Annotated in this window: 12 protein-coding genes and 1 pseudogene; 8 read left to right on the forward strand and 5 right to left on the reverse strand. The window is 66.7% G+C overall.

The features are described from left to right. The first annotated feature begins 100 nt into the window (after nt 1–100). Both ACFV2X_RS51005 and ACFV2X_RS51010 read left to right on the forward strand, forming a co-directional pair. Nucleotides 101–1,612 (forward strand): carotenoid oxygenase family protein, encoded by a 1,512-nt coding sequence (locus tag ACFV2X_RS51005; protein WP_385630114.1) that lies wholly within the window; start codon nt 101–103, stop codon nt 1,610–1,612. 1,161 nt (nt 1,613–2,773) lie between these two features. Beyond that, nucleotides 2,774–3,130, forward strand: a complete 357-nt coding sequence (locus tag ACFV2X_RS51010; RefSeq protein WP_385630094.1) for a hypothetical protein — start codon at nt 2,774–2,776, stop codon at nt 3,128–3,130. 332 nt (nt 3,131–3,462) lie between these two features. On the opposite strand, the gene ACFV2X_RS51015 is transcribed toward ACFV2X_RS51010, so the two are convergent. The 3 genes from ACFV2X_RS51015 to ACFV2X_RS51025 form a co-directional block, all read right to left on the reverse strand. Then, on the reverse strand, nt 3,463–4,578 hold the full coding sequence (locus ACFV2X_RS51015) for an ISAs1 family transposase (RefSeq protein ID WP_385630096.1): 1,116 nt from the start codon (nt 4,576–4,578) through the stop codon (nt 3,463–3,465). A gap of 121 nt (nt 4,579–4,699) precedes the next feature. After that, nucleotides 4,700–4,921 carry a helix-turn-helix transcriptional regulator gene (locus ACFV2X_RS51020; RefSeq protein ID WP_014173884.1) on the reverse strand — a complete coding sequence of 74 codons (222 nt, stop codon included), beginning with the start codon at nt 4,919–4,921 and terminating at the stop codon, nt 4,700–4,702. Beyond that, nucleotides 4,921–5,412 (reverse strand): DUF2975 domain-containing protein, encoded by a 492-nt coding sequence (locus ACFV2X_RS51025; protein WP_385630100.1) that lies wholly within the window; start codon nt 5,410–5,412, stop codon nt 4,921–4,923. Before ACFV2X_RS51025 ends, ACFV2X_RS51020 begins: the two co-directional genes overlap by 1 nt. Before the next feature lie 286 nt (nt 5,413–5,698). Here ACFV2X_RS51025 and ACFV2X_RS51030 point away from each other — a divergent pair, with 286 nt between their 5' ends. Next, a complete protein-coding gene (locus ACFV2X_RS51030; RefSeq protein WP_385630102.1) occupies nt 5,699–6,580 on the forward strand; it encodes an endonuclease/exonuclease/phosphatase family protein in 882 nt (293 codons plus the stop codon). A gap of 473 nt (nt 6,581–7,053) precedes the next feature. On the opposite strand, the gene ACFV2X_RS51035 is transcribed toward ACFV2X_RS51030, so the two are convergent. Continuing rightward, nucleotides 7,054–7,212 (reverse strand): hypothetical protein, encoded by a 159-nt coding sequence (locus ACFV2X_RS51035; protein ID WP_385630105.1) that lies wholly within the window; start codon nt 7,210–7,212, stop codon nt 7,054–7,056. After that, nucleotides 7,182–7,685, reverse strand: coding sequence for a hypothetical protein (locus tag ACFV2X_RS51040; RefSeq protein WP_385630108.1), 504 nt, complete (start codon nt 7,683–7,685; stop codon nt 7,182–7,184). Before ACFV2X_RS51040 ends, ACFV2X_RS51035 begins: the two co-directional genes overlap by 31 nt. A gap of 468 nt (nt 7,686–8,153) precedes the next feature. On the opposite strand from ACFV2X_RS51040, the gene ACFV2X_RS51045 reads away from it, so the two are divergent. The 5 genes and pseudogenes from ACFV2X_RS51045 to ACFV2X_RS51065 all read left to right on the forward strand — a co-directional run bounded on the left by ACFV2X_RS51045 (nt 8,154) and on the right by ACFV2X_RS51065 (nt 14,547). Continuing rightward, nucleotides 8,154–8,708 carry a DUF3558 family protein gene (locus tag ACFV2X_RS51045; RefSeq protein WP_385630116.1) on the forward strand — a complete coding sequence of 185 codons (555 nt, stop codon included), beginning with the start codon at nt 8,154–8,156 and terminating at the stop codon, nt 8,706–8,708. Between the two features lie 892 nt (nt 8,709–9,600). After that, a pseudogene (locus tag ACFV2X_RS51050) lies at nt 9,601–10,681 on the forward strand (IS630 family transposase). 67 nt (nt 10,682–10,748) lie between these two features. Beyond that, on the forward strand, nt 10,749–11,480 hold the full coding sequence (locus ACFV2X_RS51055; RefSeq protein ID WP_385630110.1) for a dienelactone hydrolase family protein: 732 nt from the start codon (nt 10,749–10,751) through the stop codon (nt 11,478–11,480). Between the two features lie 1,432 nt (nt 11,481–12,912). Further along, nucleotides 12,913–13,146, forward strand: a complete 234-nt coding sequence (locus tag ACFV2X_RS51060) for an MbtH family protein (protein WP_014173963.1) — start codon at nt 12,913–12,915, stop codon at nt 13,144–13,146. Nucleotides 13,147–13,161: 15 nt separating this feature from the next. Further along, nucleotides 13,162–14,547, forward strand: coding sequence for a hypothetical protein (locus tag ACFV2X_RS51065; RefSeq protein ID WP_385630112.1), 1,386 nt, complete (start codon nt 13,162–13,164; stop codon nt 14,545–14,547). Nucleotides 14,548–14,676: the final 129 nt, after the last annotated feature.

A 14,676-nucleotide genomic window follows, 5' to 3' on the forward strand; every position in this document is an offset into this window, starting at 1 on the left:
TGGGCCAACTGTTTCGCGGGCCGCCGCGGAGGAGGGTTGATCCCGTCACCAGGAGCCCGGCCGATGGTGCCGGACATCAATGAGGGAGCGGGGAAGCATGATGGCCAGTCAGGCGCGGCGGAGAATTCTCAAGGGCGCCGCGGTCGCGGCGGCGGGCGGCGTGGTCGGCAGCGGCCTCGGGCCCGGCTTCTTCACGGCTGCGGCGCAGGCGAGCCCCGTGGCCGGGAAGAGCGGCGCGACCGGGGCGACCCCGTTCCTGGAAGGGGCGTTCGAGCCGGTCACCGAGGAGTTGACGGCCTTTCATCTCAAGGTGACCGGTCGCATCCCGCGTGACCTGGACGGCCGCTACTTGCGCAACGGCCCTAACGCGCTGGGCCTTGAGGATGTCCGCGCCCACCACTGGATGCTGGGTGACGGAATGGTGCACGGCGTCCGGCTGCGCGGCGGGCGTGCCGAGTGGTATCGCAACCGCTGGGTGCGGTCCTCGCAGGTGACGGCCAAGCTGGGGGAGACCTACCCGGGCCAGGCTCCGCCGGACGACTTCGCGTGCAACACGCATGTGATCCCGTACAAGGGCCGTATCCTTGCGTTGCAGGAGGGCGGGCCGCTGCCGTACGAGCTGGACGGCGAACTCAACACCGTGCGCCCGTACGACTTCCGCTCCACGCTGGGCGGCGCGTTCACCGCGCACACCAAGTACGACGCGACGGCCGACGAGCTGCACGCGATCGCGTACTACCCCACATGGGACCATGTGCGGCACATCATGATCGACCGGACCGGCCGGGTAGTGCGGACCACACGGATCCCTGTCGCGGACGCGCCGATGATGCACGACTTCGCGCTCACCGAGGAGTACGTGGTGATTGTGGACGTGCCGATCACTTTCGACGGTGCCGCCGCGGAGGCGGGCGCGACCGTGCCGTATGTGTGGAACGACAGGCATTCCATGCGCATCGGGCTGTTGCCGCGCACCGGCGGCACCACGCGCTGGTTCGAGATCGACCCGGTGTTCTACTCGCACACCCTCAACGCCTACGACCAGGGTGACACGGTCGTGGTGGAGTACACCGGGTTCCCCGCGCCGTTCTACGCCGCCGGGCGCGGCATGGGCGGACCTTCCGCGACCGGTGCCCCGACCCTCGACCGCTGGACGATCGACCTGCGCGCGGGCCGGGTCCACAGCAGCCGGCTGGACGACCGCCCGCAGGAGTTCCCCCGCATCAACGAGTCTCTGGTCTCGCGTCGGCACCGCTACGCCTACACCGCGAGCGCGGCCGAGATGTGGCGGGCGTACGAGACCGTTGACGGGGTGCCGCCGGACGAGAAGTTCACCAACTACCTGGTGAAGCACGACATGCTGCGGAGCAGCAGGCAGCTCCACCGCTTCCCCAAGGGCGCGGCGGCCAGCGAGCCGGTGTTCGTCCCGCGGCGCGGGGCGCGGGACGAGGACGACGGCTACGTCCTGTCGTATGTGAACGACCCCGACCGCGGCGCGACTGACCTGGTGATCCTCTCGGCCCAGGACTTCGGAGGCCACCCGCTGGCCCGTATTCACCTGCCCGGCCGGGTACCGCTGGGATTCCACGGCAACTGGATCGCGGACGCCTAGCCACGCACCACTCCAGGCCCCAGGCCCGCCTCGACGCCTGAAGGGTGTCTTTATCGCCGGTAGGTCGAGGGCCCGCAGCTCTCATGGGCCGATCGTGCCGTGCTCTCCGCTCTCGCCCGCCGGAAGGGTGTCAATATTCCGATCAGGCTGCCAAGCCGGGCTTGCCCTGGAGTTAGTGAGGCAGTCGGGGCGACGTGGTGTGGTACTCGTTGAGCAGTCCGCCAAGTACCTGGCGGAGCCTGACCGTGGCAGAGGGCAGGGCATGACGTTTCGGTGCACTTGGTGCACTTGGTGCGGGCTGTGCGTATCCATCGTTCGGCGACTGCGTTGGACCGTGGGCTTTGCGGTGGCGTTGGGATGACGGCTGTGCCGTTGCCGGCGAAGACGGCGTGGAACGCGGCGGTGAACTTGCTGTCCCGGTCCCGGATGAGGAACCGGAAGCACCCAGCCCTGTCGGGTCCATGAGCAGGTCGCGAGCGAGCTGGGTGACCCAGGCGCCGGTCGGGTGGGCGGTGACGCCCAGGACGTGAACGCGCCGGGTGGCGATCTCCATGACGAAGAAGACATAGAGACGTCTGAGGAAGACGTCTCCACGTGGATGAAATCGCAGGCGAGCAGCGTGTGGGCCTGCGCGCGGAGGAACGCGCGCCAGGTCTGCTGGGATGCTCGCTGGGGTGCGGGCGGTAGGCCGGAGCGGCGCAGGAAGCGTGGGATCGTGGCGGCAGCGACCCGATGCCCGAGCCGCCGGAGCTCACCTTGAAACCTGACGTACCCCCAGGTCGGGTTCTCCCGCGCCACACGCTGAATGAGCGCGAACATCTCTTCCGGCAATGACGGCTGGCCGGGGCCGATCGCCGTCTCGCGCCACTTCCGGCGCACCAGACGGCGGTGCCGGGTCAGATGCGTGCCTGGGGTGACCAGCCGATGGCGACGTAAGACGACGGGAACCATAGGCAATAGAGGCAGCCTTCAAGGATCACCCGACCGGGCATCCGCGTTCGACCGCCACCACTCAAGATCGGAAAAGGCCGGCAGGGCGTTGTGGGTCAATACGAGTGCGCTGAGTGTCAAGGACATTCCTCCTGAGACCAGGAAGGATTCGATGCCAGGGCCCCGCGACGGGGCAGTGATCGACTCGGAGCACCGGAGAAAGCAGGAAGAATGATGAAGAGGAAGGCGGCTCTGGCCGCGGGCGCTCTGGCGATCGTGTTCGGCGGCGCGGTACCGGCAGCGGCCGCGCCGACGACGGCCGCGTCCCGCACGGGGACGTTCTACGGCACCTATCAGCACTCCGACGGGTGCGTGTACCTGCGCTCCGCAGCCGGATACCACTATCTGTTGGAGGGCTACACGATGGGTGGCAACGGCGGCCTGTACAAGAAGGGCGGCGGCTTCATCGCGTACCCGGGCTGGAAGATCGCGGCACACGGTACCCAGTACAACAAGACGAGCACCACGTTGTGCACGACATGGGGTGCCTACAGGAGGATCAAGGCAACATCGATCCACGCCTACTGAACGGTGTCGCATGGACCGGCTGCTGTCGTCAATTTATGCCGTCGATGCCAGCGAACCGGCCCGTCACGGTCACTGCTCCCCGCACCTGTTGGGATGGCCCCTGCGACCGACACGACACCTGCAACCGGGAGACCTGCTCCCACGCACGGGGATGGCGAGGCCGGTGAGCACGGTCGCGTGTGCGCACCGTGTCTCGACACTCGCAGAGAGGGTCTCGAATGACAGCTGGTACCAGAGAAGAGGTGTGAAGGCCGCCTGTGGGATGTGGGCCGACATTCGTAGTTGGGCCTGGGGCGAGGCCTCGGCGTCGTCGCGTGACGTCTGTTTCGTGATCATGTGAGTCCGAGGAGGGCGAGCGGTCGGCTGGCCTCGCGGACGTTGTGCAGGACGCCGGCGGCGATGCTGCTCTTCCCGGCGAGGCGAAGGGCGCCGATGGCGAGGTTGCGCCAGGTCGCCATGGCGCGGGGCGCGGATCCGGTTCGCAGCTGGGAGGCGTCCTCGGCGAACGTCACGTCACGGACGTGGCGCAGGACTTCGATCTTCCAGTGGCTGCGGATCAGCCGGGCGAGCTCGGCTGGTGTGGCCTGTTCCGCAGTGAGGCTGGTGACCGCGTAGACGGCCTTGATGCTGATCTTGCCGGTCTTGCTGTCCACTCGGCGGCGCTTGAGCTGGACGGTCTGGCGGGCACTGGCAAAGAGCAGGCTGTTCACCGTGCACACCTTGATGCGGCGGATCTCGCCGCGGCTGTGGCAGGTGTCGCGGGTGCGTCTCTGCAGGGGGATCTGATTCCAGGGAGGGGACTTGAGCTGCTTGTGGAGCTTGTTCTGGTTCCCTTTCGCGATCACGATGTAGTGCGCGCCTCGGCCGAGCAGGTAGCTGGCGTGCTCGCGCTGGGTGTGCATGGCGTCGCTGGTCACGACCATGCCTGCCAGGTCGGCGAGGGTCTCCAGCAGAGGCTGGAAGCAGGTGATCTCGTTGGTCTTCTCGCCTACGTCGAGTTGGGCCAGGGCCAGGCCGGAGAGGTGGTCGCAGGCGGCGAGCAGATGGATCTTGCGGCCCGTGGCCCTGGCTGCTCCGCGCAGGGTCTTGCCGTCGACCGCCACCGCGTGCGGTTGACCGTCGGCCCCAGCGCGCCGGTCGGCCGGCCAGCGGCCCACCGCCCGGTCCAGAGCGTCGCCGTCGATGCGGCCCAGCCGCCGCACCGTCGCCTCCGCTGGCAGGCACTGCTTCGGGGACAGCGGATCGGGTCGTACGCCAAGGCGCTCCAGGACGGACGGCGGGGCGTCGGTGATCCACTCACCCACCGCCGGCAGGGAAGTCGCTCCGGTAAGGACCGCGCACGCGGTCAGCGCGAGCACGACGACCAGAGCGTGCCGTACGCCGCGCGGATCGCGAGGGTCGGGCACCTCGGCCAGTCGCTCCAGCAGGCCCGGGATCTCCTCGGGCACGGCCCCGGGATGCTTGCGGAGTTGGTCAAAGGCAGGCGGGATCGGCGATGATGCGTCGGCAGCCACGGTCTTCCACTCGGATCACGGGGCGTCGAGAACTCCATGATCTTGGAAGGGCAGGTCATCCGCCTGGGGCGTCCTCGGCTTCCCAGCGCAGCAGGTCGCCCGGCTGGCACTCGAGCACCTCGCAGAGCGCGGCGAGCGTCGCGAAGCGCACCGCCTTGGCGCGCCCGTTCTTGAGTACCGCCAGGTTGGCGGGCGTGATCCCTACGCGGTCCGCCAGCTCGCCCACGGACATCTTCCGCCTGGCCAGCATCACGTCGATGTCGACGGCGATCGGCATCAGATCACCTCGTCCAACTCGGCCCGCATCTGCGACGCTTCGACGTCGCGCGCGACGGCCTGGGCGAGCAGCATCCGCAGCAGCAGCACGATGAGCGCAACCCCCAGGATGGCCACGCCAACCCCGCCCATGATGACGGTGACGCCCGGGTCGTCCCGCTGGCCCGGCGCATTGATGACCGTGACCGCGAACCACACGAGGGCAGCCGCCACGATCGCGCCGATCACGCCGTCCACGTACCGGAAGGCGGCATGGGAGAACACGGTTCCGCGTCGCACCATCGCCACCAGCCGCCATACGCAGACCAGAGCGACCTGGACCGACACCATGCCCAGAATCGTGATCACACGCAGCGGGGTCAGCGGGAGTGACCCGTCCTCCGGGTCACTCCCGCTGACCAACGCCCACACCATCAATGCCTGTACGAACACGGTGCCGGCGAGCACCACCACGAGCACAGCGCGAAGCGCACGCACTGCCAGCTTTCCCATGACCCCACCTTCCATCGAGTTGCGATGGGAATCTATCGATATTCGATAGGTGAAACAAGGGCCGGGATGGAGAGTGGGCGGCAGTTTCGCACCGCGGCGGGACGCCGCCTGTGCCACGTTCCGTGGTCGGATGGTCATTCCCGCCCGCACGGATGGCACGGCGTCCGGTGTGCACGTGCGGCGGTACGGTTCAGGTCGACCTGGGCGAGGCGGCGGCTTCGTCCGAGCGCAATGAGATCCGGCACACCGCGTAGGTTGCTCACAACTCCGTCCCATAACCTCGTGCATGGAGACGTCGGATGCCACGTGTATCCACTCTGAGGAGGCGATGGTGTTCGGAAGGGACACGCGGTTGTTTGCGGGCGCCGTGATCGTGGCCTGCATGGCGCTCGTCGGCCCCAGCGCACCAAGCGGCGCGCCCCTTGCCAGGTCACTGCCCGTCGATGCCGTCAGGGGTGTCGTGCCGAACCGGGTCATGACGTGGAACATCTGCAACCCCTGTGAGGAAAGCAACGTCGACCGCGCAGCGGAGATCGCCACGTATGCGCCCCAGGTGATCGGCCTACAAGAAGCGTGCGTGCGTGATGTCGAGAGGATGCGGGACTATCTGGAGCGCTTTTACGGGCTGGTTTACCACGTCGAGTACGGGATGGTTCTTCGGAATTGGGGCCGCTGCGGGGGAGCGCCGTGGAGTCCGGGGGCATTCGGCCAAGCGATCCTTTCGGCGGCGCCGATGACGAACCCGGTCAACGTGGAATACCCCGACGGCGGATCCGAGGACCGTGGGTACATGGCAGTGACCACCAGTGTGGGCGGCCGGTCCGTCCGGGTCTTCAACACACACCTCGCTCAACGACGTCAGGAGGCAGTCCGAGCAGACCAGACCGACATACTCGCCGCAGCCGTCGCCCGGCACGACCGCGCGATCGTTCTCGGCGACTTCAACGCTGTGCCGGACGCTCCCGAGCTCACCGGGATGTGGGCACTGGCCGCGGACACAGACCCCCAGTGTCATCCCTCGTCTACCGGAACCTGCAAGCCGACCACCGACTGGCAGAGCAAGTTTGACTACATTTTCCTGCGAGGCATCGTCCCGCTCGAGCACCGTGTGCTTCCGACCCCGTACTCGGACCACCACCTGCTGCACACCGACCTGGACCCAACTTGAGTAGGCGCCTGCGGCTTGGAGGTCCATGGCCATATTGCGGGCGGCCTGGGTGGCCCAGGCTGCGGTGGGGTGTGCGGTTGTGTCGAGGATCCGCCGATGTTCCACACGGTGCCGGCGGCGACCTTGATACCGATGACGGTGAGTTCGCCGTGGATGCGCCGGTACCTCCGGCTCGATTTCTCTTGTGCCGGCCGTAGTACCAGGGCGCGCACGGATCGTGCAGTGCGGGGTTGTCCCGGCCTCGGCGGCGCTGGCCTGCTCGGCGGGCAGATCGGTGACCGCGTAGACGGTTTCTGTGGACCACTTCTTCGCGCCGATCTTCCGGCGCTTCCGGCGGATCTGGACGACCTGGCGGGCGTGCGGGAAGAGCAGTCCGTCCACCGTGACTGCCTTCACCTCGCGGATCTCCTCCCGTCAGTGGTCGCGCGTGGTGGAACGGTGCAGGACCGGCACCTTTGTCCAGGGAAGTTTCCTCAACTGCCCGGCCAGGCTCGGCTGTTGTCCTTGACGGACAGGAGGTAGTGCGTGTGACGCTCCTCGACGAGATAGACGGCATGGGGCCGCTGGCCGTGTAAAGCGCCCACGGTGACCATGCAGCCGGTCAGGTCGGCGTCGTCGATCTGCTCCAGCAACGGGGGAACTCGGGTATCTCGTTGGTCTTGGCACCGATCTCCCGCAGGGCAGCGGTGACGGCGTCGCTGTGGCGTACGGCCGTCAGGACGAAGACCTGGCTGCCGTCGGGGCTTGCCGCGCAGGCACGTGCCGTCCACGCGAATGCCGATCGTCTCGGTCCGGCGGGCCGGTCGGGATCGCTGAGGGCGCGGTGGCGGCGACACTGTTCGCGCTCGCTCATTCCGTCGGGAGTGCGTGGGCAGGGCGCCGCAGCGGCCAGGGCAGCCAGGTGGGCGAAGCCCGCTCGGGCCAGAGCCGAGGCGTCCACTTGCCCGAAGGCGTCGCGCAGCATGCGCTCGCTGGGGCAGCGGTAGCGGCCGGTCAGCGGATGGAAGGGGAGTCCGAGCCGGCGCAGTGTCTCGGGGCTGGACCGGTGGGCCCACTCCGCTATCGTGGTAAGGGAGTTGTGGTCGGACGCGGTCGCAACGAGCACGGCAACTTTGCGGATCTTGAAGCGTAGAGAACTCCATGATCCACAGGAACCGTGCTCGTTCTACGTCAGCCCCCTCACCAGCTCAAACCCGGACGAGTCCGGAGTCCTCGGGCTCATCGATCCTACGAATGACCGGCGTGAACCCGCGCTAGAAACGTAGGACAAGCTCAACCCCACACCTGCAGGAGTGATCCACTTCGCACCTCAGGACCCCGCACCTCTCACCGAGGCCGCGTAACATCAACCACTACGGGAACCCTCGTCGAGCTTTTCCACCGCTCCGAGGACGCGCCCCCCGCCGAGGCCGTATCAGAGCTCGAGCATGGGCCAACCCAGAGCGGCCCTCTTCGGCTCGCAATGGGGCTACGCTGCGCAAACGGTTCCCACATGAGGGCGCGAAACGACAGGAACCTGTGACACCCTTGGCCCGTGCAGATACACAAACGTCAAGTGGCCGCGACCGCGGCGATGGCGATCGTGTTGGCGGGGACTGCAGCGTGTGGCGGGAGTTCGGGCTCCTCGCCCAAGTCTTCGGGATCCACCACATCGGCGTCCAAATCATCAGGTCTTCCCGGAAGCACGGCCGCTTCTAACACGGGTTCCGCGGACGAAAGCGATTCGACCACGGCAACGTTGAAGGGACTTGACTACTGCAGCCTGCTGGATCCGGCAGCCCTGGCCGCGGCTGGAATCCAGGATTCGAAGGGGCAGCTCCCGGCCGACTACCCGAACGTCCTCGGCTGCTGGTGGATGCAGGACAAGACCATCGTCAGCCTCACCGTCAGCGTGGGCGCTCAGGTCAACGACCTGAGCAAGGGAGAGAAGCAGGACTTCTCGGGCTTCGAGGGCGCGTCGCAGTACAACGAGATCACGTCCGAGTGCTTCGTCGACGTCAACGTCGGCCTCGACCAGTTCCGGGTCGACATCGCCGACCCCAGCAGGGAGAACAAGGCGCTCACCGGCAAGAAGTGCGACGTGGGGGTCCAGTTGGCACGCCAGGTGGTGGCCAAGATCAAGAAGTAGGATGGCGCCCCTTCCTGACGCGGCAACCTTGCGGATCTTGAAGCGTAGGAACTCCGTGATCCACAGGAACCGTGCTCGTTCTACGTCAGCCCCCTCACCAGTTCTTCTCCGGACGAGTCCGGAGAGCTCCGGGGCCCTGACTTTTTTAGTCCTCACTCAGAGATCATGCGAGACGCCGAGTCATAATTGCGCGGGTTCGCGCCATTTGATCCATCGACACGGCATACCTTCAGGCCTGCGTAGCTGAAGTCTGGGAGGTTCCCAAACGGACCCCAGAGCGTAGTGTAGCTACTCTTGAGGTATTTTGAGCCGAGATAGGTGCCGTCCACCCAAGCGTAGGCCATGACGCCGCCCGCGGAGGAAGTGCAAGAGTTCCAATTTGGGCGTAGTCGTCGTTGGCTCCGCCGCCGGGTGCTCCTTCGCCGTAGTCGATGAAATCGACTTCGCCACAGCCGCCGGCGTCAGTAGTGAAGACCGAGAAATCGTCGGATGCGAGGGTGCCGGTCGATGCGTGCGCTTCGGCTACCGGCGCCCCCCCATACGGCGATTGCTGCTGCGACGGCCTGCGGGCCTCCGGGCTCAGCGCATCCTCAGCCTCCTGGCTGCGGGCGATGACGGATGCCAGGAGGCCGAGGGTGACCGAGGAGAGGGTGGTGCGCTTGCCGAATGTCTCGTCCGTGCAGGTCACGCGGCATGTCTGTATTCGTGGAGGATGCCGCCAAGGCGGTCGTGGCGTCGTATGTCGAGGTGGCTGAGTGCCGTAGCAGGAAACGTTTGCCCTGTTGTGATGTGACGCGCCGTTCCGGTGCTGTGCCGGGCGGCGCGTGGCCGTCACCCTGTCCGGGCAGAACGAGTACGTGTACGCGAGATCGACGATGACGAAGGCAGACGGCTGCTTCGGATCATCCGCCGGGGAACCGGGGCGGTGGTGACCTGGCGGCGCGCCCAGATGTCCTGCTGTCCGCCCAGGGCATGCCGGTGGCGAAGATCGCCGAGGTCACCTTCACCAGCGCGGACCGGGTCCGGGATGTGATCCACAACTTCAACGCCGACGGCTTCGACTCCCTGTATCCGAAGTACAAGGGCGGCCGGCCCAGGACCTTCACCCTGCCCGAGCGGCGCGAGATCAAGAAAATCGCCAAGTCCAAGCCGCCCGAGCACGACCTGCCGTTTTCGACCTGGAGCCTGACCAAACTCGCGGACTTCCTGGCCGCCGAGGGGGTGGTCGACGACATCAGCCACGAGGGCCTGCGCATCTTGCTCCGCGAGGAAGGCGTCTCCTTTCAACGCCTGAAGACCTGGAAGACCTCCTGCGATCCCGACTATGCGGCCAAGAAGGCCCGCGTCGAACACCTCTACGCGATTGCCGACGGCGAGGTCATACCTGAGGAAGGCGAGCCCGAAGTCGTCTTCTGCATGGACGAGTTCGGGCCGCTCAACCTGATGCCTCACCCGGGCCGGCAGTGGGCCGAACGCGGAGGCAAACATAAGAACCCCCACCGCGAACCGCGCCGCAGGCGGGGGCGACCTACAACCGCTACGGCGGAGTACGCCATCTGTTCGCCGCCCTGGACCTGGCCAAGGACAAGCTCTACGGCCACATCAAGCCGGTCAAGAGGCGCACCCAGTTCCTGGAGTTCTGCCGCTACCTGCGCAGTCTCTATCCGCCCGAGGTCCGTATCGCGATCGTCTGTGACAATTTCTCCCCGCACCTGACCACGAAGAAGTGCCAGCGGGTCGGCACCTGGGCCGCGGCAAACAGCGTCGAGATCGCCTACACCCCGACCAACAGTTCCTGGCTCAACCGCATCGCAGCCCAGTTCACCGCCCTGCGCTACTTCACCCTCGACGGTACCGACCACGCCAGCCACAAGGAACAGGGCAGCATGATCCACCGCTACATCATCTGGCGAAACCGCCACGCCGACGACCGGCGCCTACGCACCGTCGTCGACAAGGCCAACGTCGCCTGACTCGTGATTTGCGGCGCATCACACTAGACAGCGCCCGCAGCAAGCATCCCGAAAGGCCCGAAACGCTATGCGCTTTACCTCTGAGACGTCGTCCGGCGGCGTCTTTGAACAGCTCTTTCTTCTCGGCGACATCCCTGGCGTGCTATGGACTCCACTAGGTGCTGACGGGACCCGCCCCCTGGTCGTAATGGGGCACGGCGGCGGTCAGAACAAGAAGGCCCCCGGCATCGTGGACCGTGCGCGCCGTTTCGTGGCCGAATGCGGTTTCGCCGTGGTGGCGGTCGATGCGCCTAGCCACGGTGACCGGCCGGAACATGAGGAGTTCGCCCGGATCGCGACCGAGTACGAGGCCCGGCTTGATGCCGGTGAGGGACTGGCCCCGCTGATCGCCAGCTTCCAGGCGCTCGTTGTCCGCCAGATTGTGCCGGAATGGCAGGCAGTCCTCAACGCGGTCCAGAAGCTCAGTCATGTTGGCATTGGCCCAGTTGGCTACTGGGGTGTGTCGCTGGGCTGCGTGATCGGTGTCCCGCTTATTGCCGCCGAGTCCCGGGTCCGGGCGGCGGTGCTGGGCCTGGGCGGTGCTGAGGTGTCAGCCGAGACCGCCGCGCGGATTACCGTCCCGGTGGAGTTCCTCGTGCAGTGGGACGATGAGCGAGTGCCACGGACCCAGAGCCTGGCACTGTTCGACGCCTTCGCCTCAACCGAGAAGACGCTGCACGCCAACCCCGGCAAGCACGGTGAGGTCCCGGCATTCGAGATAGACAGCACGCTGCGGTTCTTCGCCCGGCACCTTGGCTGATACCGGCGCCTGTACTCCGTGACGCGCCGATTGGGATCCGTTCCCGATGGGAGCGTTCAGCGCGCACTGGCCAGAGTGGCCGACAAAGTTCAGGTGCGGACACGTAACCGTTCCGGTGCCTGCACCAGGACATCGCCAGGGCGAACGTTGCCTGACGCGGCATTAGCTTGTCGGGATCGTCGATTGGTGTGGGCAGTGGGTGTAGGGGTCGGGCGTTCGCGATGCCTTGGCGCGGTCGGTGGGAGTTGTACAACTGCTCGAACTCTCGCAGGGCGTACAGGAGGTGGCGCTGGTTCCAGATCAAGGTTCGGTTCCAGGAGTTCGTGTCTGCAGGTCCGCACCCACCTTTCCATGATCGAGTTCATTCTCGGCATCTGGATGCCGGTGAGGACGCCCTCGATCTCCGTGTCCTTGAGGACGGCGTCGAACAGGGCGGGGAACTTCCCGTCCCTGTCCCGGGGCATGAATCGTGCCCGGCAGCCTATGCCCTCGAGGTCCATGACGCACAGGGTTCCACTGTCGTAATCTCCCGCGGAGGAAACGGCATCGCCGAGGAGCGCAAGTGCGCGGGCGGCGTCGTACGGGTCCCCGACGGCCAGCAGACCGGTACGGGCGCGAGCCAGGTTTTCAGCGGCTTGAGCCGGGTCCCGCCTCGCCATCGTGACCAGACCGAGGCCCAGTCGGGACAGGGCCACGCCGCGCTCGTAGCCGATGGCTTCCCGTGTGGTGAGAGCCTGGCCGAGGAAGTTCTGTGCTTCCTGTAGCTGCCCGGCTTGAAGGTGTGCCTCGCCCAGACCGTTGAGCGCGCTTGCGCCCGCTGCCGCGAATTTCCGTCTTCCTCCGCAATCCGGAGTGCCTGCTCGTACCAGGAGACTGCCTCGTCGGCCTGGTCGGCGTTGCGGTATCCACTTCCGCCGGAGGTCAGCACCCGGCTCTCGCCCTGGCGTTCGCCGGCAGCCCGTGCGGCGGTGAGCCCGATCTGATGGGCTTCGATCCACAGATCCACAGATCCACAGATCCACAGATCCACAGATCCACAGATCCACAGATCCGCGGGCCGGAGGCGCAGAGCCAGCGGCCAGATGGCGTCCACCAGCTGCCGGCAGGTGGCGTGCCACCCTGCCGCCGCGCTGTGCCGCACCGCGGCCATCAAGCCGTTGTGTCAGCCCTCGGCCGAGGGCGAGAGCAACGTGTCAGCTGCCGTGGCGCTGAAGAGATACCAGTCCACAAAACGCCCAGCACCTACGCCGGCCACCGGATCGGAGACAGGGTGACACGGCGCGGCAGAGGCGCGTGCCGGGGGCGGCTCGTGGGCGCCGGAGGCGAGCTGACCCCGTGGCGTTAGCGCCGACGTTAACGATCAGTTATCGCCCCTGGCTAGGGTTTTCCGTGATCAATTCAAAACGCGCTTGCGGCGGGTGGAGGAGTAGATGTGAGCACGAATCCATTTGACGACGAGGGCGGCCAATTCTTCGTTCTGGTGAATGACGAGGAACAGCATTCTCTGTGGCCTGCCTTCGCCGAAGTTCCGGCGGGCTGGAAAACCGCGTTCGGCCCGGACAGCCGTCAGAACTGCGTGGGACATGTCGAGCAGAACTGGACCGATCTGCGGCCGAAGAGCCTGCGCGAGTCCATGGCCGCCGACGTGGCGGTGCGCCGCACTTGATACGAGGAGAAGCCCTTGTCCACTGAGCAGACCACCACTGAGCTGCCGCCGACGCACAACGAGCGCGGCGTCATCGCCGAACACTACTATTCACTGCAGAGCCTCGGCGCCATCGAGGCCACGCGCGAGGTCATGCGGGTCGAACCGGCCACCAAGGAGGCGCTGCTCGTCGGCCTCTACCAGTCGGCCGAAATCGCGCTCTACAACCTCGCCGACCTCCTCGACCGGGCCGGCAACCACCTGGGCAACCACGACATCGACCAGTGCGTGACAAACCTGCACTGGGTGCGCAGCTTCCACCGCGTGCTGGTCCGCCTCAGCCATGACGCGCTCCGCATCAGCGGCGACTGGAGCGGTGAAGCACCGCGCTGGCCCATCGACACGACCCCCGGGTACGGCGAATTCCTGCCGGCGCTCCAGCGTTTCGACAAGACGCTCACCCAGTTGGTCGAGGAAGACGGACTGGACGTGCGGACGACGATCGCCGAGTCCTCGCTCGAAAGCCCGGGATACGGCATCCTGCACTGCGCACGTATCGCGAATCACGACGCCCGCGTGTGGAGCACGAACCTGTCCAAGGCGGCACACCCCGCGCCCGGCGTCGCAACGGACCTGCTGCTCGCCTCGGAACACCTACGGCACGCGGTCCACGAGCACCACCTGGCCGGCGATACCTACTTCACGCAGTTCCGGGCGCTCCACCAGATACCCGAGCTCCTGGTGCGGGAGATGAACGACCGCATCGAGATCGCGACCCGCAGCGCGCGCCAAGGCGGCATCGCCACCGCCGTCGAGCTGCTGGACGGCGTGGCCGAGCTGTACGCCGTGATCGAGGCATGCCTGCCGCCGATCGTCGACAACCTGAGCACCCACGACTACCACCAGATCCGGGAAAACCTCGGCCTGACCAGCGGCAGCCACTCGGTCGGCATGCGCTTCCACCTCTTCACGGACCTGTACGAGCAGTTCACCCAGACGCTCGTGGAGCTGGAGGAGTCCGGCAACGACCACCCGCTCCTGCCGCGTCTGCGACGGCACGCCGTCGACCTGCGCGTCTTCATCTTCGCCTGGCGCGATATGCACCTGCACCTCCCGCGCAACAACCTCGGTGGCAACGAGACCAAGTCGCTCACGGGCGCCCCGGATGCGGTCCGCACCGTCCGCAAGATGCGGGACAACGCGGCGACGGCCGACCCGCTGGCGCGATGCACCAAGGGGAACCACCCGACAAGTTCCGCCGGTCCGCTCGCCGACTACCTCGACGGGCCGGAATCGTCCGACACTCTGCTGCTCGCCGTGACCGGCAAGGCCACGCAGTCCAACTTCCCCGACGTGCAGGAGCGGCAGAACTTCTTCTCCCAGCGCACCCCGTTCACTCGGCCGCCCCGCCGCGACGTCTAGCACGGGGGAGGACCCAAGATGCACGGAGCGATAGCCGGGCTGTTCGGGCGTCGGGTGGCGGAGCGGTCGGGGTCGGTGGCGTTGGTGTGTGGTGGGGAGTCGGTGTCGTACGGGGAGCTGGACGGGCGG

This window comes from Streptomyces sp. NPDC059679, assembly GCF_042734105.1.
In the GTDB taxonomy this organism is placed as follows: Bacteria; Actinomycetota; Actinomycetes; order Streptomycetales; family Streptomycetaceae; genus Streptomyces.